The organism is Sphingomonas cynarae (genome assembly GCF_039537815.1).
GTDB classification, from domain to species: domain Bacteria; phylum Pseudomonadota; class Alphaproteobacteria; order Sphingomonadales; family Sphingomonadaceae; genus Sphingomonas; species Sphingomonas cynarae.
This window is the reverse complement of sequence record NZ_BAABBF010000004.1, coordinates 57,278-80,961: the sequence shown is the minus strand read 5'-3', so window position 1 is coordinate 80,961 and position 23,684 is coordinate 57,278. Positions and strand designations below refer to the sequence as shown.

Genomic DNA, 23,684 nt, shown 5'->3' with positions numbered 1-23,684 from the left:
CTCGTTACCCCGCCACCGGCGGGGGCCGTGGTCACCGTGCCAGCCAGCCGCCATCGACGGCCAGGATATGACCCTGCACGTAATTCGCCGCGCCGCTGGCGAGGAACACCGCCGCGCCGCCCAGATCGTCGGCATTGCCCCAGCGCGCGGCGGGGATGCGGTCGAGGATCGATTTGTTGCGTGCCTCGTCCGCCTGCAACGCCGCCGTGTTGTTGGTGGCGATATAGCCTGGCGCGATCGCGTTGACGTTGATGCCCTTGCTTGCCCATTCGTTGGCCAGCAGCTTGGTCAGCCCGCCAATCCCGCTCTTGGACGCGGTGTAGCTGGGCACGCGGATACCGCCCTGAAAGGTCAGCATCGACGCGATGTTGATGATCTTGCCGCCGCCGTTAGCGATCATGTGCCGGCCGGCGGCCTGGCACAGGAAAAACACCGATTTCAGGTTGGTGTCGACGACCGCGTCCCAATCCTCCTCGCTGAAATCGACCGCGTCGGCGCGGCGGATGATGCCGGCGTTGTTGACGAGGATGTCGAGCCCGCCGAGCTTCGCGACCGTCTCGTCGACGACGCGGCCGACCGGCTCGATCGTGGAGAGATCGGCGGAGATCACCTCCGCCTTCCGGCCGAGCGCACGGATTTCGGCGACGGTTTCCTCGGCCGGGGTACGACCGACACAGGCGACATCGGCCCCGGCGGCGGCAAGGGCGACGGCGATGGCCTGACCGATGCCGGTATTGGCGCCGGTGACGATGGCGACCTTGTCGGTCAGATCGAAGGGATTGGTAATCATCATCATCTCCTCCCCTGCCGGTGGCGGCAGGGGTCGAGGGGGAGCATACGGAACGGATGCCCCCTCCCGCCGGACGGGAGGGGGCATGCCGGTTACGCCAGCTGGCAGATGTCGAGGACGTTCATGTCGGTATAGTCCTGGTTCTCGCCCGCCATCGCCCAGATGAAGGCATAGGCGCGCGTGCCGGACCCCATATGGACCGACCAGGGCGGCGAGATCACCGATTCCTCGTTGCCGACGACGATGTGGCGCATCGCATCGCCCTCGCCCATGTAATGGAACACCTTGTCGTTGTCGGTCGGCAGTTCGAAGTAGAAATAGATCTCGCTGCGGCGCTCGTGGATGTGCGGGGGCATCGTGTTCCAGACGCTGCCCGGCTTCAGCACGGTCAGCCCCATCACCAGCTGTGCCGAATCGCACACGCCGGGGATCACGAGCTGGAAGATCGTCCGCTCGTTCGATTCCTCCAGGCTGCCACGCTCCAGCGCGTTGGCGTCGGCGATGCCCAGCTTGCGGGTGGTGAATGCCTTGTGCGCGGGGCACGACGCCAGATAGTAACGCGCGCCTGCACCGGCGAACTCGACATCGGTCGCGCCCATCGTGACGTACAGGCAATCCTTGTTACCCAGCGTGAAGGTTTCGCCGTCGACGGTCACGGTGCCCTCGACCTCGCCGACGTTGACGATCGCCAGTTCGCGGCGTTCGAGGAAGGGGTGACCCTCCGCCGACTTCGGCTCGGTCTGCGTGGGCAGCTTCACCGGCGCGCCGGCTACGGCGACGCCGCCGATCACGAAACGGTCGGCATGGGTGTAATTCAGCACGCACTCACCGTCGCGGAACAGCCCCTGGATCAGGTAACGGTCGCGCAGTTCGTCGTTGGAGACGCACTCCATCATGTCGGGATGCGTGGCGTAATAGGTGCGGTCAAACATCGTGTCACTCCGGTTTCGGCGGGGCCGGAAGCCGCTCGCCCTGACAGGGGGACGCCGGGACGGCCGCCCCGTCAAGGACGGCCGCCACCATAGCGCTTGTGCGTCACATCGCACATGCTGGAATGTTTTCCCAAATGATTATTGAGGGTCGGCAGCCGCCTCGTCCGGGAAGGCATTGGTTGGCTTGCTGCCCCACAAGGCATAGAACAGAATATACAATTCGCAGATCGCGGTCAGGATGAAGGACAGCTGCAGGCCATATTCGTCGGCCAGCCAGCCCTGCACCGCGACCAGCGCGCCACCGGCGATCGCCATGATGAGCAGGCCCGAGCCTTCTTCGGTCAACGGCCCTAGCCCCTTGATGCCCAGCGTGAAGATCGTCGGGAACATGATCGAGTGGAACAGCCCGACGAGGATCAGCGACCACATCGCAACATGCCCGGTCGTCACCACCGTGATCGACATCACGATGAACGCACCGATCGAGAAGAACGCCAGCACCTTGTCAGCCGCCACCTTCTGCATGATCGCGGAGCCGGCGAACCGGCCGATCATCATGCCACCCCACAGGAACGTCAGGTAACGCCCTGCCTGTTCGGTGGTCATGTTGCCGATGTCAGGCCGGCTGACGAAGTTCACGAACAGGTTGCCGACGCCGATCTCGGCGATCAGGTAGATGAAGATCGCGGGGATGCCGAACACGAGGTTGCGATGCTTCCACAGCGAATGGTTCTTGCGATCCGCCTTGGCGACGCGGCTGGTGGCCGATCCCATCGCCGGCAACGGGAAACGGGCGATGATGATCGCCAGCACGACCAGCACGATCGCAACCAGCGCATAGGGCAGAATGACCGACTGCGCGTCGGCCAGCCGTTCCGCCTCCGTCAGAACGACGCCGGCTTCCGCCGTGCCCCCCTTCGAGCGGCCGAGGATCAGATAGGCACCGAATAGCGGCGCGAGCATCGTGCCCGCCGAATTCATCGCCTGCACCAGATTGAGCCGTGACGACGCGGTCTTGGGCGACCCCAGCACGGTGACATACGGGTTGGCCGCGACCTGCAACAGCGTGATGCCGCTGGCGATCACGAACAGCATGACCAGCGTGACGCCATAGGACGGGATGCTGGCGGCCAGGATCATGCCGAGCGCACCGGCCGCCATGATGAGCAGACCCACGACCAGCGACTTCTGGTAGCCGATCCGCTCGATCAGCTTGGCCGACGGGATCGAGGCGAAGAAATAGGCGATGAACCACACGCTTTCGATCAGCGCCGCCTGAAAATAGGTGAGTTCGAACACGCTGCGCAGATGCGGCAGCAGTGTACCATTGATGACGGTGATGAATCCCCACATGAAGAACAGGCTGGCGAGCAGCCCGAGCGCGCGGCCATAACTGGCCCCCGGCACGGCGGATGCCACATGTGCGGTACTGGTTCCCACTGGTCCGGCCATCTGGCGGTCCTCCCTTTGAATACGTTCCGGTTTGCCCGGCGATCGCCACCCCACTGGCATGGCCGCGCCCCGACGTCGAGGCTTGCCCCCGATCATCTTGTCAGACTATAAGTCCGCATGAGCAACGTCAACGGCCGGGAACGGGCCGATCAGGGAGAGCCCAACGTGAATATCCTGCCCGCGGCCGGTGCCGCCGCCCTCGCGCTTGCCGGCGCCGCCACCGCCCAGGCGGAGGTCAAACGCGCGCCCTTCGGCACGTTGGCCGATGGCCGCGCGGTCGAATCGGTAACGCTGACCAACGGCAAGGGCGTCACCGCCCGGATCATCAGCTACGGCGCGATCCTGCAGTCGGTCGAGGCCCCCGATCGCACCGGCAAGATCGCCGAAATCACGCTGGGTTACGACAGAATCGACGGCTATCTGAAAGCGCCCAATTATTTCGGTGCCACCGTTGGCCGTTACGCCAACCGGATCGCGAACGGCCGTTTCGCGATCGACGGCAAGACGTACACGCTGGCGCAGAACAACGGCGTCAACGCGCTGCACGGCGGCAAGGTCGGGTTCGACAAGGTGCTGTGGCGGATCGTCGCGGTGAAGGACGGTCCCGCCCCCGCCGTCACCCTCGCCTATACCGCCGCCGATGGCGAGGAGGGCTATCCCGGCAAACTCGACGTCACCGCCACCTACACGCTGGGCGCCGACAACGCGCTGACCGTGGAGTACGAGGCGACGACCGACAAGCCGACGATCGTCAACATCACCAACCACAGCTTCTTCAACCTGTGGGGCGAGGCATCCGGCAAGCAGATCGTCAGCCATGTACTGACCATGCCCGCCGCGCAGTTCACGCCCGTAGGCGAGACCCTGATCCCGACCGGCGAGCGCCGGTCCGTGGCGAACACACCGTTCGATTTCCGCGCACCCCGCGTGATCGGCGACCGCATCCGCGACGGGCGCGACGACCAGATCCGCATCGGCCAGGGCTATGACCACAACTACATCCTCGGCGCTCCCGATGCGAAGGGGATGCGGCTCGCCGCGCGGGTGGAGGAGCCGGGCACCGGCCGGGTGATGGAGATTTCCACCAACCAGCCCGGCGTGCAGTTCTATACCGGCAACTTCCTTGATGGCACCGCGATCGGCCGTTCCGGCCTCGCCTATCGGCAGTCGGACGGACTGGCGCTGGAGCCGCAGGTATTCCCCGACACGCCCAACCAGCCCGCGCTCGGTTCCGCCCGGCTTGACCCCGGCCAGACCTATCGCAGCGTCATCGTCTATCGCTTCTCGACCAGCGCCCGCTGATCCAACCCGGACCTGCCTCCATGACCGATCCCACCCCCTTGCGTAGCCGTGCCTGGTTCGACAACCCGGCCAATATCGACATGACCGCGCTCTATCTGGAGCGGTACCTCAACTTCGGCCTGTCGCTGGAGGAATTGCGCTCGGGCAAGCCGATCATCGGCATCGCCCAGACCGGCAGCGACCTGTCCCCCTGCAACCGCCATCATCTGGTGCTGGCGGAACGGGTGCGCGACGGCATCCGCGACATGGGCGGCATCCCGCTGGAATTCCCGGTCCATCCGATCCAGGAAACCGGCAAGCGGCCGACTGCCGGGCTCGACCGCAACCTCGCCTATCTGGCGCTGGTCGAGGTCCTGTACGGCTATCCGCTCGACGGCGTGGTGCTGACGATCGGCTGCGACAAGACGACGCCGGCGTGCCTGATGGCCGCCGCCACCGTTAACATCCCGGCGATCGCGCTGTCGGTCGGCCCGATGCTGAACGGCTGGCACAAGGGCGAGCGGACCGGTTCGGGCACGATCGTGTGGAAGGCGCGGCAGATGCTGGCGGCGGGCGAGATCGACGATGCGGAGTTCATCCGCCTCGTCGCGTCGTCGGCACCGTCGACCGGCTATTGCAACACGATGGGCACCGCCACCACGATGAACTCGCTGGCCGAGGCACTGGGCATGTCACTCCCCGGCTCCGCCGCGATCCCCGCCCCTTACCGCGACCGGCAGGAAGTGGCGTGGCGCACCGGCAAGCGCATCGTCGAGATGGTCGCCGAAGATCTGAAGCCCTCCGACATCCTGACGAAGCCCGCGTTCCACAACGCGATCCGGGTCAACTCCGCGATCGGCGGATCGACCAACGCGCCGATCCATCTCGCCGCGATCGCCCGCCATATCGGCGTCGATCTGCCGCTGAAGGACTGGGAGACGGAGGGGCACAAGGTGCCGCTGCTGGTGAACTTGCAACCCGCCGGCGAATATCTGGGCGAGGATTACTATCATGCCGGCGGCGTGCCGGCGGTGGTGAACCAGCTGATGGGTCAGGGCATGATCCATGAGGACGCGCTGACCGTCAACGGCCGTACCATGGGCGACAATTGCCGGGGCGCGGCCATCGAGGACGACAAGGTCATCCGCCCGTTCGACCGGCCGTTGAAAGAGGATGCCGGCTTCATCGTGCTGTCGGGCAACCTGTTCGACGCGGCGGTGATGAAGACATCGGTGATCGGCCCCGAATTCCGAGACCGCTATCTCTCCAACCCCGACGATCCCGAAGCGTTCGAGGGGCCGGCGGTCGTGTTCGACGGGCCGGAGGATTACCATCACCGCATTGACGATCCCGCGCTCGGGATCACGCCGGAAACCCTGCTGTTCATGCGCGGCGCCGGCCCGATCGGCTATCCCGGCGCGGCGGAGGTCGTGAACATGCGCCCGCCGGCGTACCTGATCACCGAGGGTATCCATGCCCTGCCCTGCATCGGCGACGGTCGCCAGTCGGGCACGTCGGGCTCGCCCTCGATCCTGAACGCCAGCCCCGAAGCGGCGGCGGGCGGCACGCTGGCGCTGCTGCGGACCGGCGACCGCGTACGGATCGACCTGAACAAGGGTACAGCCGACGTGCTGATCCCGCTGGAGGAACTGGCGGAACGGCGCGCGGCGTTGCAGGCAGCGGGTGGCTATGCCTATCCCGCCTCGCAGACCCCATGGCAGGAAATCCAGCGCGCCACCGTCGGCCAGATGAATACCGGTGCGATTCTGGAGGGTGCGGAGAAATACCAGCGCATCGCCCAGACCAAGGGCCTGCCGCGCGACAACCATTGATACCTGATCGGGGCGTGGACGCTTTAACCGCGCCCCGATCATGCGCTCAGAAGTCAGCGGAAATCCCCAGCCACAGCGTCCGGCCGTAATTCACGGTGCCGTAGGTCGCATCGTCCAGCCGCTTGTCATTGACGTTGTAGATGCCGCCCTTCAGCGTCAGCCGCGGCGTGAGCGCATGTGAAGCCAGCAGGTCCGCGGTCACATAGGCGGGCGCGGTGGTACCGGTGACCGTCGCCTCATATTCGCGGCCATAGTAGTTGATTGAGGTCCACAGGCGCGTCGCTGGATCGATGTCCCAGTCGCCGCGCAGATTACCCTTCCACTTCGGGGTAAGGGCGAGCGGTGCGCCCTTGTTGGGGCCGCTTTTCTGCTCGGAATCGAGATAGGTCACGTTGCCGCGGATCGATATGGCAGGATCGATCCGCCACCGCCCGCTCAACTCGACACCCATGATCGCCGCCCGGTTGATGTTGATGCGATCGAGCACCTGCAATCCCTCCCAGCGACGCGTGGTGGTCACGGTCGACAACTGGTCGCGAAAGTCGTTGTAGAAGATCGTCGCACCGCCGGAGAGGCCGGCGCGGTTCGACCACATGGCCGTCGCCTCGTAATTGATGCTGCTTTCCGGTTTCAGGTCGGGGTTGCCGAACTGTACCAGTGTGTTGCGGCGGACCACCGCATAGCCGGGGATGACGGCGCGGAGTTCCGGCGCCTTGAAGCCGCGAGCGACCCCGCCTTTCAGCGTCCATCGGTCGGTCGGATGCCACACCGCATAGGCCCGGGGATTGACGTGGTGGCCGTAACGCTGGTGATCGTCGAGCCGGATGCCACCCGTCAGGCTGAACCGGGGCAGAAGCTTCCATTCGGTTTCGGCGAACACCGCTTGCTGGACCACGGAATAGCGTTCGTAGGTGCGCTCGTTCGGCGTGCCGCGATTGGCCTGATTCCAGTCGCGCAGCCCGGTCTTCAGCCACTGCACCCCGATCGTGGTGGTATTGGCAGCGGTCGGCAGCACCAGCTTGCCGTCGAATACGCGGTTGCGCACTTCCGGCCGGCGACCGAACACGTCGGTCTGGTCGGGCGTGGCCAGCCCCTCGCGGCTCGTCTTCTCGTCCAGCCATGACAGGACCGAGGCGAGCTTTCCCCAGCGGCCGTTATGCATCAGCGACCAGTAATCGCGATTATTGTCCTGCTGGCGCGTCGACCAGTTAGGGCTTACCCCCTCACCGTTGCGCAGCCGCGAAAGCCCGGCTTCGAGGATGACCTGATGGTCTACAGCCGGCGTCAGGACCGCCCGCCCCGTGATGGACCGGTTCCGTGCGCGAGCGAAACCGTTGGTTACGATGACATTCTCGTCGGCGCCGCGATGCAGATAGCTGCCCCAGGCCTGCACACCAAGGATGTCCGCGATCACCGGGCCGCTGACGAAGACCTGTGCATTACCGGCATTGCCCTGATCGCCGTCCTGACGCAGCGAATAATCGTAGGACAGGCTGCCGGTCCAGACCGGCGTGGGACGACGGGTGATAACGTTGATGACGCCGCCGATCGCATCCGATCCATAGAGGGACGACATCGGTCCGCGTACCACTTCGATCCGCTCGATCGCGGCGGCGGGCGGCGTGAAGCTCTGCTCGTAGCCACGATTGCCGTTGACCCGCGATTCGCGCGCGCTTTGCCGCCGGCCGTCGACCAGCATCAGCGTGTAGTCGCCCGGCATACCCCGGATCTGGATATCGTTTTCGTTGGCTGCGCCGTTGACCACGATACCTTCCACGTCGCGTACCGCGTCGCCGAGATTCTGGATCGACCGGCGGCGGAGGTCCTTGCCATCGATGACCGTGATCGACGCCGGCGCATCCTCCTGCTTCTGGCGATAACCGGTCGCCGTCACGACGATATCACCGTCGCCGCTTACCTCGACCGCCGTTGGCGTCGTGCTTTGGGCGGATGCGGGCGCGATGGCGAACGCCGCCGACAGGGATACGGCCGACAGGAGCAGGCCAGCAGGATACGACCGCGCAAATGCACGTGGAAAGGCGACGGATAGCATGGTTTCCCCCTTGAGAAGTTTGCCTCTCCCAAAGCGACGCCGCCATTAGTGATATTGCATGTCGTTCGCAAATCATAATAGACGTAATTTTATGTCAGTATTGCATCACTATCAGGCTCACTGCTTTCGGCAGCATCGAATTCGATAAGCGAATTGGACAGATTAGCCGACAGTATCGGCAGTCATAAAGGGAGAAATAACTGGAACTTACGCTTTCCGTATCATCCCATATAACGAGAATGGAGGCGATCCTTGTTGGATGCAGCTAGCATGGTTTGGATACGAGCAGGGTTTCCACCGACCAGTTTATGATCGACGCTTGCCGATACGATTCATGGAGCCTCGGCGGCAAACGCTTCACGTTCCCCCGAATCATCCGGGCGGCGGGATCGCCGGTCGAAGGAAATGACGACGGGGCGCCTTCCATGTGGAAAGCGCCCCGTGGCATGGGTCCTGTCAGGCCCGGTGTCCCAGGCGGGTGGCGCTGGCGCGCCGTCGGCGATCAGTAGTGGAAGTCCTCCACCGTCACCCGCCGCCCCTTCATGAAGGCATCGGCGACATGCGCGAGCGGTACGGTATCGGCATCCACCGCGCCGCCGTCACGGATCAGCCCGGCGAAGCGGGCGTAAAGGCCGCGATATTCCGCCTCCGGTTCGGTCGTCTTCAGCTCGCCGTCGATCCACAGTTCGTTGCCGCCCTTGGCGAGCAGCATCGTGCCCGCTTCGGTCTGGGCGTGGACATCCCAGTTGTGCGGACCGGGCTGGCGGAAATCGAACGTCGCGCCGATCGGCAGGCCGGTGGCGTCGGTGTAGGTCAGATCGGCCGCGATCGGCGCATGACGGTTGGCGGGGTATTCCAGCACCGCGTCGCGCAGAAAAAAGGGCCGTGGCAACAGCGCGGTCAGCACCGAGAGTGCGTTGATACCGGGATCGAACACCCCCAGCGCGCCCTGCTCCCACAGCCACTCCTGGCCAGGATGCCAGACGCGCACGTCCTCCTTCCACACCGCCTGGATACCGTGGACCGTCGTGGCGGCGAGCCAGTCGCGCGCCGCATCCATCGCCGCACCGTAACGGGAGTGCCAGCTGGCGAACAACGTCACGCCTCGCTCGCGCGCCAGATCGGCCAGCGCCACCACTTCCGCCTGCGTGGTGCCAGGCGGCTTTTCGAGGAAGACATGCTTGCCCGCCTCGATCGCCAGCTTCGCCGCGTCGTAGCGGACGTGCGGCGGCTGGCACAGGGCGACCGCGTCGACCTGTTCGCCGTCCAGCATGGCCTCGATCGAGGTATAGGCGGGGATACCCTCGACACTGCCCTGCCGGCTGGCGGTGCAGACCAGTTCGTAATCGGGCGACGCCTTGATCGCAGGAATATGCTGGTCGTGCGCGATCTTGCCGACGCCGACCAGCCCGAGCCGGATCGTCATCAGAGCGCCCTCACCGACACCGGTTCCGCCGCGTCGATCGCGATCGGGTTGCGCAGCGGCAGCGCGAAGGGCGCGGCCTCGATCTCAAACACGTCGCCTGCCTGCGTCGTCACGCCGTCGCTGAACGACAAGGTGGCGGTGCCGAAAAAGTGAACGTGGACATCGCCGGGCGACCGGAACACGCCGTATTTGAAATGATGATGTTCCAGATTGGCGATGCTGTGCGACATGTTCGCCTCGCCCGACAGGAAGGGCTTCTCCCACAGCGTCTCGCCATTTCGGACGATGCGGCTGGTGCCGATCACCTCCTGTGGCAGGTCACCGACCAGCAGTTCCGGTCCGACCGCGGCGGGACGCAGCTTGGAATGCGCCAGCCACAGGTAATTGCCGCGTTCGGTGACATGGTCGGAAAACTCGTTGGCCAGCGCGAAGCCGAGCCGCACCGGCGTCCCGTCGTCCGCGACCAGATAAATACCCGCGATCTCGGGCTCCTCGCCCGCATCCTTGGCAAAGGCCGGCGAGCGCAGCGGCGCGCCAGGGGCGACCAGACCGTGACCATTACCCTTGTAGAACCATTCCGGCTGAGCGCCGACGGTGCCATCGGCGGGCTTGCCGCCCTCGACTCCCATGAGGAACATTTTCATCGAATCGGTCGGTGCGGCGTCCGCCTTGGCGGCTCGGTGCATCTGATCACGTCCCTCGGCGGAACCGAGATGCGTCAGGCCGGTGCCGGTCAGCACGCAATGCGCGGGATCGTCATGATCGATCGGCGGCAACAGCGTGACGGCATCGAGATCGACCACCTTGCCCAACCCCGCCGCCGCGACGGCATCGGCGAGACCATGCCCGGCATCGATCGCCCCCTGTGCCAGCGCGCGCGTGGTTTCCACGCCGGTGACACGGCGAGGAACGCGATCCTCACCCAGCGCCGCGACGCCCCGCACACCCGATCCATCCCGAAATTGCAGCAACGACAGGCGCATTGGCCATCCTCTCCCTTGCAGGCCCTTGGCCTATTACTCGGACAAGTCGTAGCGGGTTGATCGTGGGGGGGCAAGATGGCTGGCGTCAGCGCGATCCCGTGCCAGATGCCGGGTGCGGTATCAGACCCCTAGCCCCAGCCGGTACACCCGGTCCGCGTTACGTCCCCACATCGCCCGGCGTTCATCCTCTGAATAGCCGGCGATGATCGTGGCATAGGCATCCAGCGTCGCATCGAACGTACCGAACAGCCGGTCGGTCGGAAAGTCGCTGGCGATCAGGCAGCGGTCCGGCCCGAACAGGTCGATCGTCTCCGCGATCCACGGCCGCGCGTCGTCCACGGTCCACGGCCGTTGCACGAAGCCGAAGCCGGATATCTTCACCGCCACCTGCGGCAGCGCGGCGAGCGCCGCCATGCCGGTGCGCCACTGCGCGCGGCCGTCGGGATCGTCGGCCACCGGCATCCCCAGATGATTGATGACGACCGGGGTATCGGGATACGCCGCCAGCAGCCGGGCGAGTGCCAGAAACTGGCCCGGATAGGCCTGCAGGTCGAACGACAGGCCGTATTTGCCCAGCAACGCGAAGCCGCGCGCCCAGTCGGAATGATCGGTGATGTCGCGCGCCGTATAGGTTCGGCGCGGATCGGCGTGCCAGTTGACGATGTGGCGGATGCCGCGCACCCGGCCATGCCCGGCATGGGCCGCCAGCAGCGGCTCGACGTTCGGATCGTCCAGGGCGGCGAAGGCGACGATGCCGGTCGGCAGGCCGCCCTTGTCGGCCAGCCCCTCCAGCCATTCGGTTTCCGCCAGCGCGTGGGTCGCGTCGGCGCCGGCATCGACATGGACGATGCCGGCGACGGTCCAGTTCATCGATTCGGCGCGGTAATCGGCGGGCAGATAGGTCGTCGCGATCGCCTCGACGCTGCCATTGGGACCGTCGTCGCCGAACGGCCCGGTCAGCCAAGGATAGCGCAGATGGTCGAGGTCCCACAGATGGACATGGGCATCGACGAACGGGATGTCTCGCATCCGCTCGGGCGGGGTGTCGCGCATGACGTTATGCTCCGCGATAATTGCCATAACCGATCACGATGGTGGCGAGGATCAGGATCGCGACCCCGCCCCACACCATGCCGCGCACGCGCGGCGCGGCATCCTTCCATTCGCGGAAGGCGAAGCCCCACAGTGTGCCGAAGATGATGATCGAGGCCATGTGCAGCGTCCACGACGAGAAGCCGTAGGTGCCCATCTGGCTCTCCCCCATCGTGTAGAAGAAGAACTGGAAATACCACGCGATGCCCGCCACCGCGCACAGCAGGTAGTTGCGCAGCATGGGCGCTTTCGCCGGCGTGGTCGATCCGGCGGCGATGGCGGCCGGCTCGAACGTCGCGCCATGCTCGGGCGATGCAGTCTGCGCGGCGGGATCGGTGGCGACCCCGCGGCCGAACCACTGACCGGCGCTGCGGTTCTTCACCACGAGGTATCCGCACCACAGCGCGTTGGTGAGGAGCCCGCCGAACATGACGAGGCACAGCACCGGCAACCCCGTCCACAGCGGCCCGGTACCGGCGGCGGCGGACAGCGCCTTGATCGGCTCGCCCGCCGCCAGCCCGAACGCGAAGCAGGCGGACATGATGCCCGCGAAGATCGCGACGACGATACCCTTCCTGAAATTGAACTCCGCGACCGCTGCGGCCTTTTCGGCGTCGGACAGAGCGGCATCCTTGCGCGCACCCGCCATCGCGACGACGATGATGCCGACCAGCGTCAGCAGGATACCGGCGAGGATGATGTTGCCCGACGTGGTCGCCAGCAGCTTCTCATGGAAATCGCCCAGGAACAGTGGCGGCACCAGCGTGCCGAACACGGTGCACAGCCCCAGCACCACCGCCATGCCCAGCGACAGCCCCAGATACCGCATCGTCAGGCCGTAACCGAGCCCGCCGAACCCCCACAGCACACCGAAGAACACCGGCCACCAGATGTTGGGCAACGGTGTCGCCGCCAGCACGCCCAGCAGATCATTGGTCTGCACGCCGGCGAAGAACCACGGCGCCAGCAACCACGAGAAGATGCCCCCCGTCAGCCAGTACACTTCCCACGACCAGCGTTTCACGCCCCTATAAGGGACGTAGAAACTGGCGGAGGCGAGCCCACCCAGCCAGTGGAAGGCGACGCCGATCAGGGGATTGCCCATTTTCTCTCCGTTGTTTTCCCCCTCTCCTTCAGGGGAGGGGTCGGGGGTGGGGCGTTTCCGCAAACCCGGCGCTTGGGGAGAAGCCCTCCCGCCCCGCCCCTAAAGGGGAGGGGCGGGGAATAGTCAGAACGTCGTCCGCCCGCCCGACGTGTCGAACGTCGAGGCCGTGGTGAAGCTGCACTCCTCGCTGGCCATGAAGCACACCATCGCCGCCGATTCGTCGATCTCGCCCAGCCGGCCCATGGGAATCTTGGACCGCATGTAATCGACCTGGCTCTTGGGCAACTGCTCCAGGATTGGGCTTTCGAACGTCGCCGGCGTCAGCGTGTTGGCGATCACGCCCTTGCCTGCCAGTTCCTTGCCCAGCGACTTGGTGAAGCCGATCACGCCCGCCTTCGACGCGGAATAGGCGGAGGCGTTGGGATTGCCCTCCTTGCCCGCGACCGAGGCGACGTTGACGATGCGGCCATATCCGTTCGCCAGCATCAGCGGCACGACCGAACGGTTGCAATAGAACAACCCGTTCAGGTTGATGTCGACGACGCGCAGCCAGCTGTCGATCGGGAATTCGTGCACCGGCACCGTCGCGCCGGTAATCCCGGCCGAACAGACCAGCACGTCGACCCGGCCGCCGAGCGCCGCATTGGCTTCGGTGGCGGCGCGGGCCACCGCGGCATGATCGGACACGTCGATCGCCACGGTGTGCGTTGCGCCGACTTCATCCTTCGCAGCGGCGAGCGCGTCGGGGTTCAGGTCCCACAGGCACACCTTGCCGCCCTCAGCGACGATGCGCTTGGCGACCGCCTTGCCGAGGCCGGAGGCGCCGCCGGTGACGATCGCGGTACGGCCGTCGAAGCGACCTGCGAAGGACGTCATGCGGCAGCGCCCGTGCGTGGATGCGCCCAAGCGACGACGGCCTGGGTCTGCGTGCCCAGCTTGTCGATCGTCAGCGTCATCGTGTCGCCCGCCTTCAGGAAGATCGCCTCGGGCTTCTTGCCCTCGCCCACGCCCGGCGGCGTCCCGGTGATCAGCAGGTCGCCCGGCTCCAGCGTGACGTACTCGCTGACATACGCGATCAGTTCGTCGATCGCGAAGATCATCGTCTTCGTGTTGCCGGTCTGCATCCGCTCGCCGTTCACGTCGAGCGCCATGCCCAGATCCTGCGGGTCGCCCACCTCGTCCGGAGTCACCAGCCACGGGCCGACCGGGCAGAAAGTGTCGTGGCCCTTGCCCTTCGACCACTGGGTGCCGCGCTGCTTCTGGTTGAACCGCTCCGACACGTCGTTCGCCAGCACGTAACCCGCGACGTGATCCATCGCCTCGGCCTTGTCGACATAGCGGCAGGTCTTGCCAATGATGACGCCCAGTTCGACTTCCCAGTCGCTGTGCGTCGAATTCTTCGGCAGCATCACCTGATCGTTCGGGCCGGTCAGGCTGGGCAGCGCCTTCATGAACATCATCGGTTCGGTCGGGATCGGCAGGTTCGATTCGATCGCATGGTCGCGGTAGTTGAGGCCGATCGCGACGATCTTGCCGATTCCCGACACGGGCACGCCATAACGCGGGCTACCCTCGACCACCGGCAGGCCGGCGGCATCGACGCCGGCCAGTGTCGCCAGCGCATCGACGGTGATGTCGTCGACCTGCGCGGACAGGTCGCGGATGCGGCCGTCGTCGTCGACCAGACCGGGTTTCTCGGCGCCCTTCGGGCCATAACGGCAGAGTTTCATCGGGTAGTCCTTGGCTGTAAATGCGGTTCCCCTCCCCGGAAAGGAGGGGTTCGAGGGATCAGTGCGTGTAGGGCCGGTGTAGAGCGACCTCGGGGTTCAGCTCGACACCAAAGCCCGGCTTGTCGAGCGCCGACGCCTTCAGCCGTCCGTTCTGCGGCACCGGCTCGCCCAGCAGCTGCGGGCTGAACATCGGCACCACCTCGGTCGGCCCCGGATGCATCATCAGGAACTCGGCGAAGGGCGAGTTGTGGCGGGTGATGACGAAATGGTAGCTGTAGACCGACGATCCGTGCGGCACGACCATCTTGCCCTTGGCATCGGCCAGCGCGCTGATCTTCAGCAACTCGGTCACGCCGCCGCACCAGCCCACATCGGGCTGGATGATGTCGCAACAATCCATCTCCATCAGCATCCGGAAGCCCCAGCGGGTCGCCTCATGCTCGCCGGTGGTCACCAGCATCCCCTTGGGCACGTTGCGCTTCAGTTCGGCATAGCCCCAGTAATCGTCAGGGCTGATCGCCTCCTCGATCCACTTCAGCCCATGCTCGTGACATGCGATCGCCAGGCGAGTGGCGTAGTCCACGTCCAGCGCCATCCAGCAATCGTACATCAGCCAGAAATCGTCGCCGACCTTGCTGCGCATGTCGGCCAGCAGCGCGACGTTCTTGTGCAGCCCCTCCAGCCCCTCGGCCGGGCCATGGTGCAGCGGCAGCTTGCCGCCGATGAAGCCCAGTTCCTTGGCGATGTCGGGCCGTGCGCCGGTGGCGTAGAATTGCAGCTCGTCACGCACCGCGCCGCCGAGCAGGTGGTACACCGGTTCCTGCCGCAGCTTGCCAAGCAGGTCCCACAGTGCAAGGTCGACGCCCGAGATCGCGTTCACGACCAGCCCCTTGCGCCCGTAATATTGCGTCGAGAAGTACATCTGGTCCCAGATCTTCTCATATTCCGCCGGGTCGCGCCCTTCGAGGAAACGGGCGAGATGCTTTTCGACGATGAACGCCGCCGGCTCGCCGCCGGTCGTCACCGCGAAGCCTACCGTGCCGTCCTCCGCCTCGATCTGGACCACCAGCGTGCCCAACACGTTGATCCCGAAGCTTTGTCGCGACTGACGATATTCGGGATAGCGGCTCATCGGCGTCGCGATGTGATCGTCGATCCAGTGGCCTTCGCCCTGATCGTGATAATCGGCACCGCCGCCGCGCACGACGAACGCGCGAACATGCTTGATCTTCGACAAAGTCATGCGTCTTCTCCGGCCATGAGGGGCAAGCCGCGCGCATCGATCGACACGCACCGCAAGACGGTGTCGCCGCGTGATGGCTGACGATGGCTGCGCATGGCCCCTCCCCTAACCGCTTGCAGCGGCCTTACTTCCACATTATGGAATTGCGTATTACGAAATGAAAAACTCTCCGTCAAACCCCGAATCCGTCGAAACGGCCGCGAAAAGTCCCCCCGGCAGCCAGACGCTGCTGCGCGGGCTGGATGTGCTGGACGCCGTCGTCGATGGCCCGATCGCGCTCGCCGATCTGGCCGCCAAGCTGGGACTGACCCGGTCGACCACGCATCGCCTTGCCAACGCGCTGATCGATCGCCGCTACCTGACGTTCGTGCCCCGGCTGGGCTATCAGTTCGGGCCGAAGCTGCTGGAACTCGGCTTCCTCGCGCAGCGGCAGGCGGACGTGGTGCAGATCGCTCGCCCGCATATCGAGGATCTGGCGCTGGCGACGGAGGATACCGTGCATCTCGGCATCCTCGACGGCGAACGCGCGCTGTATCTCGACAAGATACCCGGTCGCCGCCGCGTGGAGATTTCCAGCCGCGTCGGCGATCGCCAGCCGCTGACCGCGACCGGTCTGGGCAAGGCGTTGCTGCTCGACGATGCGCCGACCCGCTGGCAGTCGCTGTTCGACGGCGACCGGATCGCGGGCGCGCCGGAAGCGGATTACGGCATCTGGACCGAGCGGATGAACGGCTATGTTGCGGCGGGCCGCGCCTATGACCTCGAAGAGAATCAGGACCAGATCCGCTGCGTCGCCGCGCCGATCCGCGACGCCTCCGGCCGCATCGTCGCCGCGATCAGCGTGTCGAGCGCGGCGCAGTACATGGCCGACGACCGGATGGAGTCGCTAACTGCCGAGGTTTGCGCCACCGCCACCGCGATCAGCCGCGATCTTGGCTGGACCGACGAGACACCCCGACCCAAGGTCAGGAAGTAGAACAGTTTTTTGTTAGGAGAGTTCGCGTGAAGCTTCTGGAAGGCAAGACGGTGCTGGTCACCGGCGCATCAGCCGGCATCGGCCGCGCTGCCGCGATCGGCGCGGCGCGCCACGGCGCCGACGTGGTCATCAACTTCTCGCGTGACGAGGCGGGCGCCGCCTCGGCGGTCGCGGAGATCGAGGCGCTGGGCCAGCGCGGCCTGTCGGTGAAGGGCGACGTGTCCGACCCGGCCACCGCCAGGGACTTCATCGCGCAGGCGGTCGACGCGTTCGGCAAGGTCGACGCGTTCGTCAACAATGCCGGCATCTGTCCCTTCCACGCGTTCCTCGACATGCCGGTCGAGACGTTCGAGCGGACGATGCGCGTCAACCTGCACGGCGCCTATTTCATGGTGCAGGCGGCGGCCAACCAGATGGTAAAACAGGGTCATGGCGGCGCGATCGTCGCGGTGTCGTCGATCTCCGCGCTGGTCGGCGGCGAGTATCAGACGCACTATACGCCGACCAAGGCGGGGCTTCATTCGCTGATGCAGTCGACCGCGATCGCACTCGGCAAATACGGCATCCGCTGCAATTCGGTGCTGCCGGGCACGATCCTGACCGACATCAACAAGGATGATCTCGCCGACATGGACAAGCGCGAGCGGATGGCCGCGCGCATCCCACTTGGCCGGCTCGGCCAGCCCGACGATCTGGAGGGGCCGATCGTCTTCCTCGCCTCCGATCTCGCCAAATACGTCACCGGCGCCTCGCTGCTCGTCGATGGCGGCGCGTTCGTGAACCTGCAGTAAGGCACCGACTATGGCGAAGGCGGCATCCGCGCTCGATTACCGGGAACTCGCGCGGCGGCGGCTGCCGCACTTCCTGTTCGAATATATCGACGGCGGTTCCTATGCGGAGGTGACGCTGCGCCGCAACGTCGCCGATCTGGAGGCGATCGCGCTGCGCCAGCGGGTGCTGACCGATGTCTCGACGCTGGACCTGACGACGACGCTGTTCGGGCGCGAGCAGCGGCTGCCTGTCGCGCTCGCCCCGATCGGCCTCGCTGGGATGAACGCCCGGCGGGGCGAGGTGCAGGCGGCGCGCGCGGCGGAAAAGGCGGGCATTCCCTTCTGCCTGTCCACCGTCTCCGCCTGCCCGATCGACGAGGTGGCACAGGCCAGCACCCAGCCGATCTGGTTCCAGCTCTACATGATCCGCGACCGGGGCTTCATGAAGGACCTGCTGGCACAGGCACGCGCGGCGGGGTGTTCGACCTTGGTCTTCACCGTCGACATGCCGGTGCCGGGATCGCGGTACCGCGACTATCGGTCGGGGCTGGCCGGCGCCTCCGGTTTCGCGGGCTCGTTCCGGCGGACGGTGCAGGCGATGCTGCGACCCGCCTGGGCCTATGACGTCGGCGTCCGCGGTCGTCCGCACCAGTTGGGCAATGTCGCGCCGGTGCTCGGCAAGAACACCGGGCTGGAGGATTTCTTCGCGTGGATGCGCAATAATTTCGACCCCACCGTGTCGTGGAAGGACCTGGAGTTCATCCGCGACAGCTGGGACGGCCCGCTGGTCATCAAGGGCATCCTCGACCGCGAGGATGCGATCGCCGCCGCCGATCTAGGCGCGGACGGCATCGTTGTGTCGAACCATGGAGGCCGCCAGCTCGATGGCGTTCCCTCCACCGCGCAGGCGCTGCCCGCGATCGCCGATGCGGTGCGTGACCGGCTGACCGTACTGGCCGACTCCGGCGTCCGATCGGGGTTGGACGTGGTGCGGATGCTGGCACTGGGCGCGCACGGCGTGCTGCTCGGCCGCGCGTGGGTCTATGCGCTGGCGGCGGCGGGCGAGGCTGGCGTCACCCACATGCTGCAACTGGTGGAAGCGGAGATGCGCGTCGCGATGGCGCTGACCAGTTGCACCCGCATCGACCGTATCACCCGCGATGCGCTGGTGAACCTGCGCGCCTGATCGAACAAAAAGGTGGGTTCGCGCGGAGAGGCGGACAAGGAGGGGGCGGCGATTAGGATGCTTGATCGGCCCTATCGTGATCCTGCGGGCTTGTTTCATTCAGACGCTTGCAGCGTCAAGAACCAGCCGCGCGCAGCGCCTCCCCCCTTTCTTCTTGTCTGCGTCTCCGCGCCTCCGCGCGAAACCACCTTTTTCAGACCACATAATTCGCTTGCATCATGTGAGATAGAGTCCGATCATCTGGGATGAAGGCGGCCGAAGATCGCCCTGCGTTTCCCAAGGAGTGGTGCATGAAGTTCGCGTCCCTGTTGCTCGCCTTGGCGTTGCCGGCCGCCGCCCTCGCGCAGGCGCCCGCGCCGGCTGCGTCGGCCACGTCGAAACCCGCGTCGTGGATCGACGCGAAGACTGGTCACCGCATCATCCGCCTGTCGGATGCACCGGGCAATTACGCGCTCTATTTCAACTACAACGCCTTCACCCCGCAGGGCGACAAGATGATCTTCTCCACCGCCGAGGGCATCTCGGTCGTCGATCTGAAGACATGGGCCGTGAAGTCGCTGATCCGGCAGAAGATCGTCCGCCTGCTGTTCACCGGCCAGAAGACGCGTACCGCCTATTATACCGTCCGATCGACTGGCAAGGCCCTTGCCGCCGGTGCGGGATCGGACGGGCAGCGCGAGCCGCTGGAACTTTGGGCCGCCGACATCGACACCGGCAAGGCGCGCAAGGTGATCGACCTCCCCGCCGGGCAGGTCGACACGATGAACGCGGACGAGACGCTGGTAGCGGGTCAGGTCGCGGCGCGCGCGATGCCGCTGCAACCGGGGCGCGAGGGCCGCAGCGGCAAGACCGATCAGGCCGAATACGCCGCCAACGGACCCGACGGCAAACCCCTGCCCTTCGCAGAGGCCAAGGAAGTGCGCCTCAACGACCGGCTCGAAGCGCGCATCCCGATGGAGATCTTCACCGTCGACCTGAAGACCGGCGAGCGCAAGGTCGTCCACAAGGCGACCGACTGGCTCAACCATCTGCAATTTTCGCCGACCGATCCCGGCCTGCTGATGTTCTGTCACGAAGGACCGTGGCACAAGGTCGACCGCATCTGGACGATCCGCACCGACGGCACGCAACTCACCAAAGTTCACCAGCGCACGATGAACATGGAGATCGCCGGCCACGAATGGTGGAGCCCGGACGGCAAGACGATCTGGTACGACCTGCAGACCCCGCGCGGGCAGGTGTTCTGGGTCGCCGGCTATGACGTCGATACGAAGAAGCGCCGCTGGTATCATGTCGAGCGCGACCAGTGGTCGGTCCACTACAACACCTCGTCGGACGGCAAGACCTTCGCCGGGGATGGCGGCGACAGCGAGATGGTCGCCCACGCCAAGGACGGCAAATGGCTCTACTTGCTGACCCCCAAGGCGATCCCCGACGTCGCCGGTATCCACGCTGCCGACGCCGACCAGTTGATCGCGCCGGGCACGTTCGAGCCCGAACGGCTGGTCGACCTCTCGAAGCACAACTACCAACTCGAACCCAACATCCACTTCACGCCGGACAACAAATGGCTGGTCTTCCGGTCGAACATGGAAGGCCGCACCGGCATCTACGCGGTCGAGATCGCCAAGACAGGAACGGTACGGTGAACCGCCTGTCGATCCTCGTCGCCCCGCTGCTCCTGCTCGCCGCGCCCGCGCTGGCGAGTGACAGGGTGCCGTTCGATGCCGACTGGCGCTTCAACCGCGGTGACGTGGCCGGGGCCGAAGCGCCGCAGTTCGGCGACACCGGCTGGACCGCGGTCGACCTGCCGCACGACTGGGCGATCGCCGGCCCGTTCGACGAACACGCCGCCGCGACCGGATCGGGCGCGTTCCTGCCGACCGGCGTCGCCTGGTATCGCAAGCATTTCACCGTCACCCCCGACCTGCGTGGCAAACGCGTGTTCGTCGAGTTCGACGGGGTGATGGAGCGTTCGGGCGTGTGGGTGAACGGCGTGCATGTCGGCCACCGGCCCAACGGCTATGCCAGCTTCCGCTACGAGATCACCCCGCACCTGAAGGCGGACGGGGACAATGTGATCGCGGTGCGCGCCGACACGTCGTCGCAACCCGCGTCGCGCTGGTATGCGGGGGGCGGCATCTATCGCCATGTCCGCCTGATCGTCAGCGGCGACGTGCATGTCGATACCGACGGCACCTATGTCACCACCCCGACCCTGACCGCCGACGCCGCGACGGTGGCGGTGCGCAGCAGCGTGGTGAACCAGGGTACGACCGATCGCACGGCGCATCTGGAGATCGACCTGCTCGGTCCCGACGGCCGCCGCGTCGCCACCGCGAAGGGCGCACCCGTCGCCCTGCCCGCCGGCCGCACCATCGATCTGTCGGCACAAGCCGCCGTCACGAAACCGCGCCGCTGGGACATCGCCGACCCCGCGCTCCACAACGCCGTGGTTCGGGTCGTCGCCGACGACGGCGCGGTGCTGGACGAGGACCGGGTTACCTTCGGCATCCGCGACATGAAGTTCGAGGCGTCGACCGGCTTCTGGCTCAACGGCCGCAACATCAAGCTGAAGGGCACCGCGATCCATGCCGATGGCGGCGCGTTCGGCATGGCGGTGCCGTTGTCCTTCTACGAACGCCGGCTGAAGGGCCTCAAGGCGCTGGGCGTCAACGCGATCCGCACCGCGCACCACCCGTTCGGGCCGGAATTCCTCGACCTGTGCGACCGGCTGGGGCTGGTAGTGATGGACGAGGCGTTCGATATGTGGACGGTGGCGAAGAACCCGCAGGATTATCACCTGTTCTTCACCGACTGGTCGACGATCGATGCCCGCGCGATGGCACGGCGCGATCGCAACCACCCCTCGATCGCCTTGTGGTCGATCGGCAACGAGATCCACGACACGCCCTATCCGCTGGTCGCGCAGTCGATCATCACCCGCCTGCGCGACGTGTTCCATGCCGAGGACCCGTCCCGCCCGGTCACCATGGCGTTGTTCCGCCCCAACGTGACGCATGACTACGAGAACGGCACCGCCGACCTGCTCGACGTGGTCGGCCAGAACTACCGCGAGAACGAACTGGCCAAGGCCCATGCCGACAAGCCGAGCCGCAAGATCGTCGGGACCGAGAACAGCAAGAACCGCGGGAGCTGGACGATCGTGCGCGACGATCCCGCCTATGCCGGCATGTTCCTGTGGACCGGCGTCGATTATCTGGGGGAGGCGGACCGCGCCGGCTGGCCCGCGATCAGCAACCCGTCGGGTCTGGTCGACCGCACCGATGCGGTGAAGCCGATCGGCTGGGAACGCGCCAGCTGGTGGTCCGACGCCCCCGTCGTGAAGATCGCGCGGCGCGTGACCGAGGTGATCGACATCAGCGAACTGCCGACGATGGTCGGCGTCGCGCTGCCCCAGCCCAAGGGACCGGGCGCGCTGGCCGACTGGTCGCCCGCGAACCGCGGCGCCCATCCCGAAACGGTCGAGGTCTACAGCAACGCGCCCGAGGTGGAACTGTTCGTGAATGGCCGTTCGCAGGGGCGCAAACCTCGCCCGAAAGACGACAGCGCGCGCAGCTGGCAGGTGACCTATACCCCCGGCGAGGTTCGCGCGATCGGCTGGGACGGCCGGCGCAAGCTGGGCGAGGACCGGTTGCAGACCGCCGGCCCGGCGGCGGCGATTCGACTGGTGCCGGAGGCGAAGGCGATCGGCACCGGCTTCGATGCGGTCGGCTATGTCCGGATCGAAGTGGTGGATGCAAAGGGCGTGATCGTGCCCGACGCGGCGGTGCCGGTGACGATGGCGGTCAGCGGCGGTACATTGGCGGCGTTCGACAATGGCAGCGTGACCGATCACACCCCTTTCGCCAGCCCTACCCGCACCACCAATGCCGGTCGCGCGCTGGCGATGGTACGGGGTAGCGGCGGCGCTGTTCGCATCACCGCCACCGCCCCCGGCCTGCGCACCGCCGCCACCAGCCTGACGAGCAAGCCATGATCCCGATCGCCCCGCCGCGGCCGATCCGCATTCCCTATGAATCATTCATGGGACAAGCCGGACTATTAGTTACTGCGCTGTTGCTGATGGGCGCGGCACCCGCACCCCGCATCTTCATCGCGGGCGATTCCACCGCGCAGGATTACAAGGCGGACAAGGCCCCTCAATCCGGCTGGGGTACGGCGCTCCGTTGCTGGACGGCGCAACCGGTGGAAAACCGCGCGATCGGCGGCCGCAGCACGCGCAGCTTCATCGAACAGGGGCGGTTCGACAGGATCGCGTCCGATATCGGGCCGGGCGACACGCTGCTGATCCAGTTCGGCCACAACGACGCCGATACCAAGAAGATGGCGGAGCGCTTCACCCCGATCCCCGATTACATCACCAACCTGCGCCGCTTCATCGAGATGGCGCGCGAGCATGGCGCGTCGCCCGTCGTCATTACGCCCGTCACCCGCCGCAGCTTCAAGGACGGGCACGTGCCCCGCAGCTTCCCGCTGTATGAAGATGCCGCCAAACAGGTCGCCGAACAGACGAAGACGCCGCTGATCGACCTCGCCGCGCTGTCGCGTCGCTGGGTGAAACGTGCGGGCGACGCGGGTTCGCGCCGGTTCTATCTCCACGCCACCCCGGCGGACAACTGGCCCGGCTTTCCCAAGGGCGTCGACGATGACGTGCATTTCAGCAAGACGGGAGCGGACGGCGTCGCCGCGCTGATCGCCGGGGGCCTTCGCCGCACCGGCCTGCCGGTCGCGAAGACGTTGCGGCGGACGCCGTCGTGCGGCTGATCGTTGCAGTGATCGCTTTGCTGGCGACCCCCGCTGCCGCACAGC

At 66.0% G+C, this 23,684-nt stretch carries 19 protein-coding genes; 8 read left to right on the top strand and 11 right to left on the bottom strand.

Features of this window, described 5'->3' with window-relative positions:
* Positions 1 to 31: 31 nt before the first annotated feature.
* The 3 genes from kduD to ABD719_RS09610 all read right to left on the bottom strand — a co-directional run bounded on the left by kduD (position 32) and on the right by ABD719_RS09610 (position 3,174).
* Positions 32 to 787 (bottom strand): 2-dehydro-3-deoxy-D-gluconate 5-dehydrogenase KduD, encoded by a 756-nt coding sequence (gene kduD / locus ABD719_RS09620; protein WP_344693448.1) that lies wholly within the window; start codon positions 785 to 787, stop codon positions 32 to 34.
* Positions 788 to 882: 95 nt separating this feature from the next.
* On the bottom strand, positions 883 to 1,722 hold the full coding sequence (kduI, locus tag ABD719_RS09615) for a 5-dehydro-4-deoxy-D-glucuronate isomerase (RefSeq protein ID WP_344693161.1): 840 nt from the start codon (positions 1,720 to 1,722) through the stop codon (positions 883 to 885).
* 138 nt (positions 1,723 to 1,860) lie between these two features.
* On the bottom strand, positions 1,861 to 3,174 hold the full coding sequence (locus ABD719_RS09610) for a sugar MFS transporter (RefSeq protein WP_344693160.1): 1,314 nt from the start codon (positions 3,172 to 3,174) through the stop codon (positions 1,861 to 1,863).
* A gap of 165 nt (positions 3,175 to 3,339) precedes the next feature.
* Here ABD719_RS09610 and ABD719_RS09605 point away from each other — a divergent pair, with 165 nt between their 5' ends.
* A complete protein-coding gene (locus ABD719_RS09605) occupies positions 3,340 to 4,476 on the top strand; it encodes an aldose epimerase family protein (protein ID WP_425567146.1) in 1,137 nt (378 codons plus the stop codon).
* Positions 4,477 to 4,496: 20 nt separating this feature from the next.
* Positions 4,497 to 6,287 carry an IlvD/Edd family dehydratase gene (locus tag ABD719_RS09600; protein WP_344693159.1) on the top strand — a complete coding sequence of 597 codons (1,791 nt, stop codon included), beginning with the start codon at positions 4,497 to 4,499 and terminating at the stop codon, positions 6,285 to 6,287.
* A gap of 46 nt (positions 6,288 to 6,333) precedes the next feature.
* Here ABD719_RS09600 and ABD719_RS09595 read toward each other — a convergent pair whose 3' ends face one another.
* The 8 genes from ABD719_RS09595 to rhmD form a co-directional block, all read right to left on the bottom strand.
* Entirely contained in the window at positions 6,334 to 8,340 is a 2,007-nt protein-coding gene (locus ABD719_RS09595; protein ID WP_344693158.1) for a TonB-dependent receptor domain-containing protein, read from the bottom strand.
* Positions 8,341 to 8,842: 502 nt separating this feature from the next.
* Positions 8,843 to 9,766: a Gfo/Idh/MocA family protein gene (locus ABD719_RS09590; RefSeq protein WP_344693157.1), complete on the bottom strand. Its 924-nt coding sequence runs from the start codon at positions 9,764 to 9,766 to the stop codon at positions 8,843 to 8,845.
* Entirely contained in the window at positions 9,766 to 10,749 is a 984-nt protein-coding gene (gene araD1 / locus ABD719_RS09585; protein ID WP_344693156.1) for an AraD1 family protein, read from the bottom strand. Before araD1 ends, ABD719_RS09590 begins: the two co-directional genes overlap by 1 nt.
* Before the next feature lie 120 nt (positions 10,750 to 10,869).
* Positions 10,870 to 11,802, bottom strand: a complete 933-nt coding sequence (locus ABD719_RS09580) for an amidohydrolase family protein (protein ID WP_344693155.1) — start codon at positions 11,800 to 11,802, stop codon at positions 10,870 to 10,872.
* 4 nt (positions 11,803 to 11,806) lie between these two features.
* Positions 11,807 to 12,946 carry an L-rhamnose/proton symporter RhaT gene (rhaT, locus tag ABD719_RS09575; protein WP_344693154.1) on the bottom strand — a complete coding sequence of 380 codons (1,140 nt, stop codon included), beginning with the start codon at positions 12,944 to 12,946 and terminating at the stop codon, positions 11,807 to 11,809.
* 123 nt (positions 12,947 to 13,069) lie between these two features.
* Positions 13,070 to 13,822 (bottom strand): SDR family NAD(P)-dependent oxidoreductase, encoded by a 753-nt coding sequence (locus ABD719_RS09570; RefSeq protein WP_344693153.1) that lies wholly within the window; start codon positions 13,820 to 13,822, stop codon positions 13,070 to 13,072.
* Entirely contained in the window at positions 13,819 to 14,676 is an 858-nt protein-coding gene (locus ABD719_RS09565) for a 2,4-didehydro-3-deoxy-L-rhamnonate hydrolase (protein ID WP_344693152.1), read from the bottom strand. Before ABD719_RS09565 ends, ABD719_RS09570 begins: the two co-directional genes overlap by 4 nt.
* A 58-nt stretch (positions 14,677 to 14,734) precedes the next feature.
* Complete coding sequence (rhmD, locus tag ABD719_RS09560) at positions 14,735 to 15,919, bottom strand: L-rhamnonate dehydratase (RefSeq protein WP_344693151.1); 1,185 nt, start codon at positions 15,917 to 15,919, stop codon at positions 14,735 to 14,737.
* Positions 15,920 to 16,076: 157 nt separating this feature from the next.
* On the opposite strand from rhmD, the gene ABD719_RS09555 reads away from it, so the two are divergent.
* The 6 genes from ABD719_RS09555 to ABD719_RS09530 all read left to right on the top strand — a co-directional run bounded on the left by ABD719_RS09555 (position 16,077) and on the right by ABD719_RS09530 (position 23,639).
* Positions 16,077 to 16,895 (top strand): IclR family transcriptional regulator, encoded by an 819-nt coding sequence (locus ABD719_RS09555; RefSeq protein WP_344693150.1) that lies wholly within the window; start codon positions 16,077 to 16,079, stop codon positions 16,893 to 16,895.
* A 26-nt stretch (positions 16,896 to 16,921) separates the two neighbouring features.
* A complete protein-coding gene (gene lra1, locus ABD719_RS09550) occupies positions 16,922 to 17,686 on the top strand; it encodes an L-rhamnose 1-dehydrogenase Lra1 (RefSeq protein ID WP_344693149.1) in 765 nt (254 codons plus the stop codon).
* Between the two features lie 10 nt (positions 17,687 to 17,696).
* Positions 17,697 to 18,851 carry an FMN-dependent L-lactate dehydrogenase LldD gene (lldD, locus tag ABD719_RS09545; protein WP_344693148.1) on the top strand — a complete coding sequence of 385 codons (1,155 nt, stop codon included), beginning with the start codon at positions 17,697 to 17,699 and terminating at the stop codon, positions 18,849 to 18,851.
* A gap of 290 nt (positions 18,852 to 19,141) precedes the next feature.
* Positions 19,142 to 20,500: an oligogalacturonate lyase family protein gene (locus ABD719_RS09540; RefSeq protein WP_344693147.1), complete on the top strand. Its 1,359-nt coding sequence runs from the start codon at positions 19,142 to 19,144 to the stop codon at positions 20,498 to 20,500.
* Positions 20,497 to 22,851, top strand: a complete 2,355-nt coding sequence (locus tag ABD719_RS09535) for a glycoside hydrolase family 2 TIM barrel-domain containing protein (RefSeq protein WP_344693146.1) — start codon at positions 20,497 to 20,499, stop codon at positions 22,849 to 22,851. The genes ABD719_RS09540 and ABD719_RS09535 overlap by 4 nt, the downstream gene beginning before the upstream one ends.
* A complete protein-coding gene (locus ABD719_RS09530) occupies positions 22,848 to 23,639 on the top strand; it encodes a rhamnogalacturonan acetylesterase (RefSeq protein ID WP_344693145.1) in 792 nt (263 codons plus the stop codon). The genes ABD719_RS09535 and ABD719_RS09530 overlap by 4 nt, the downstream gene beginning before the upstream one ends.
* The last annotated feature ends 45 nt before the right edge of the window (positions 23,640 to 23,684 follow it).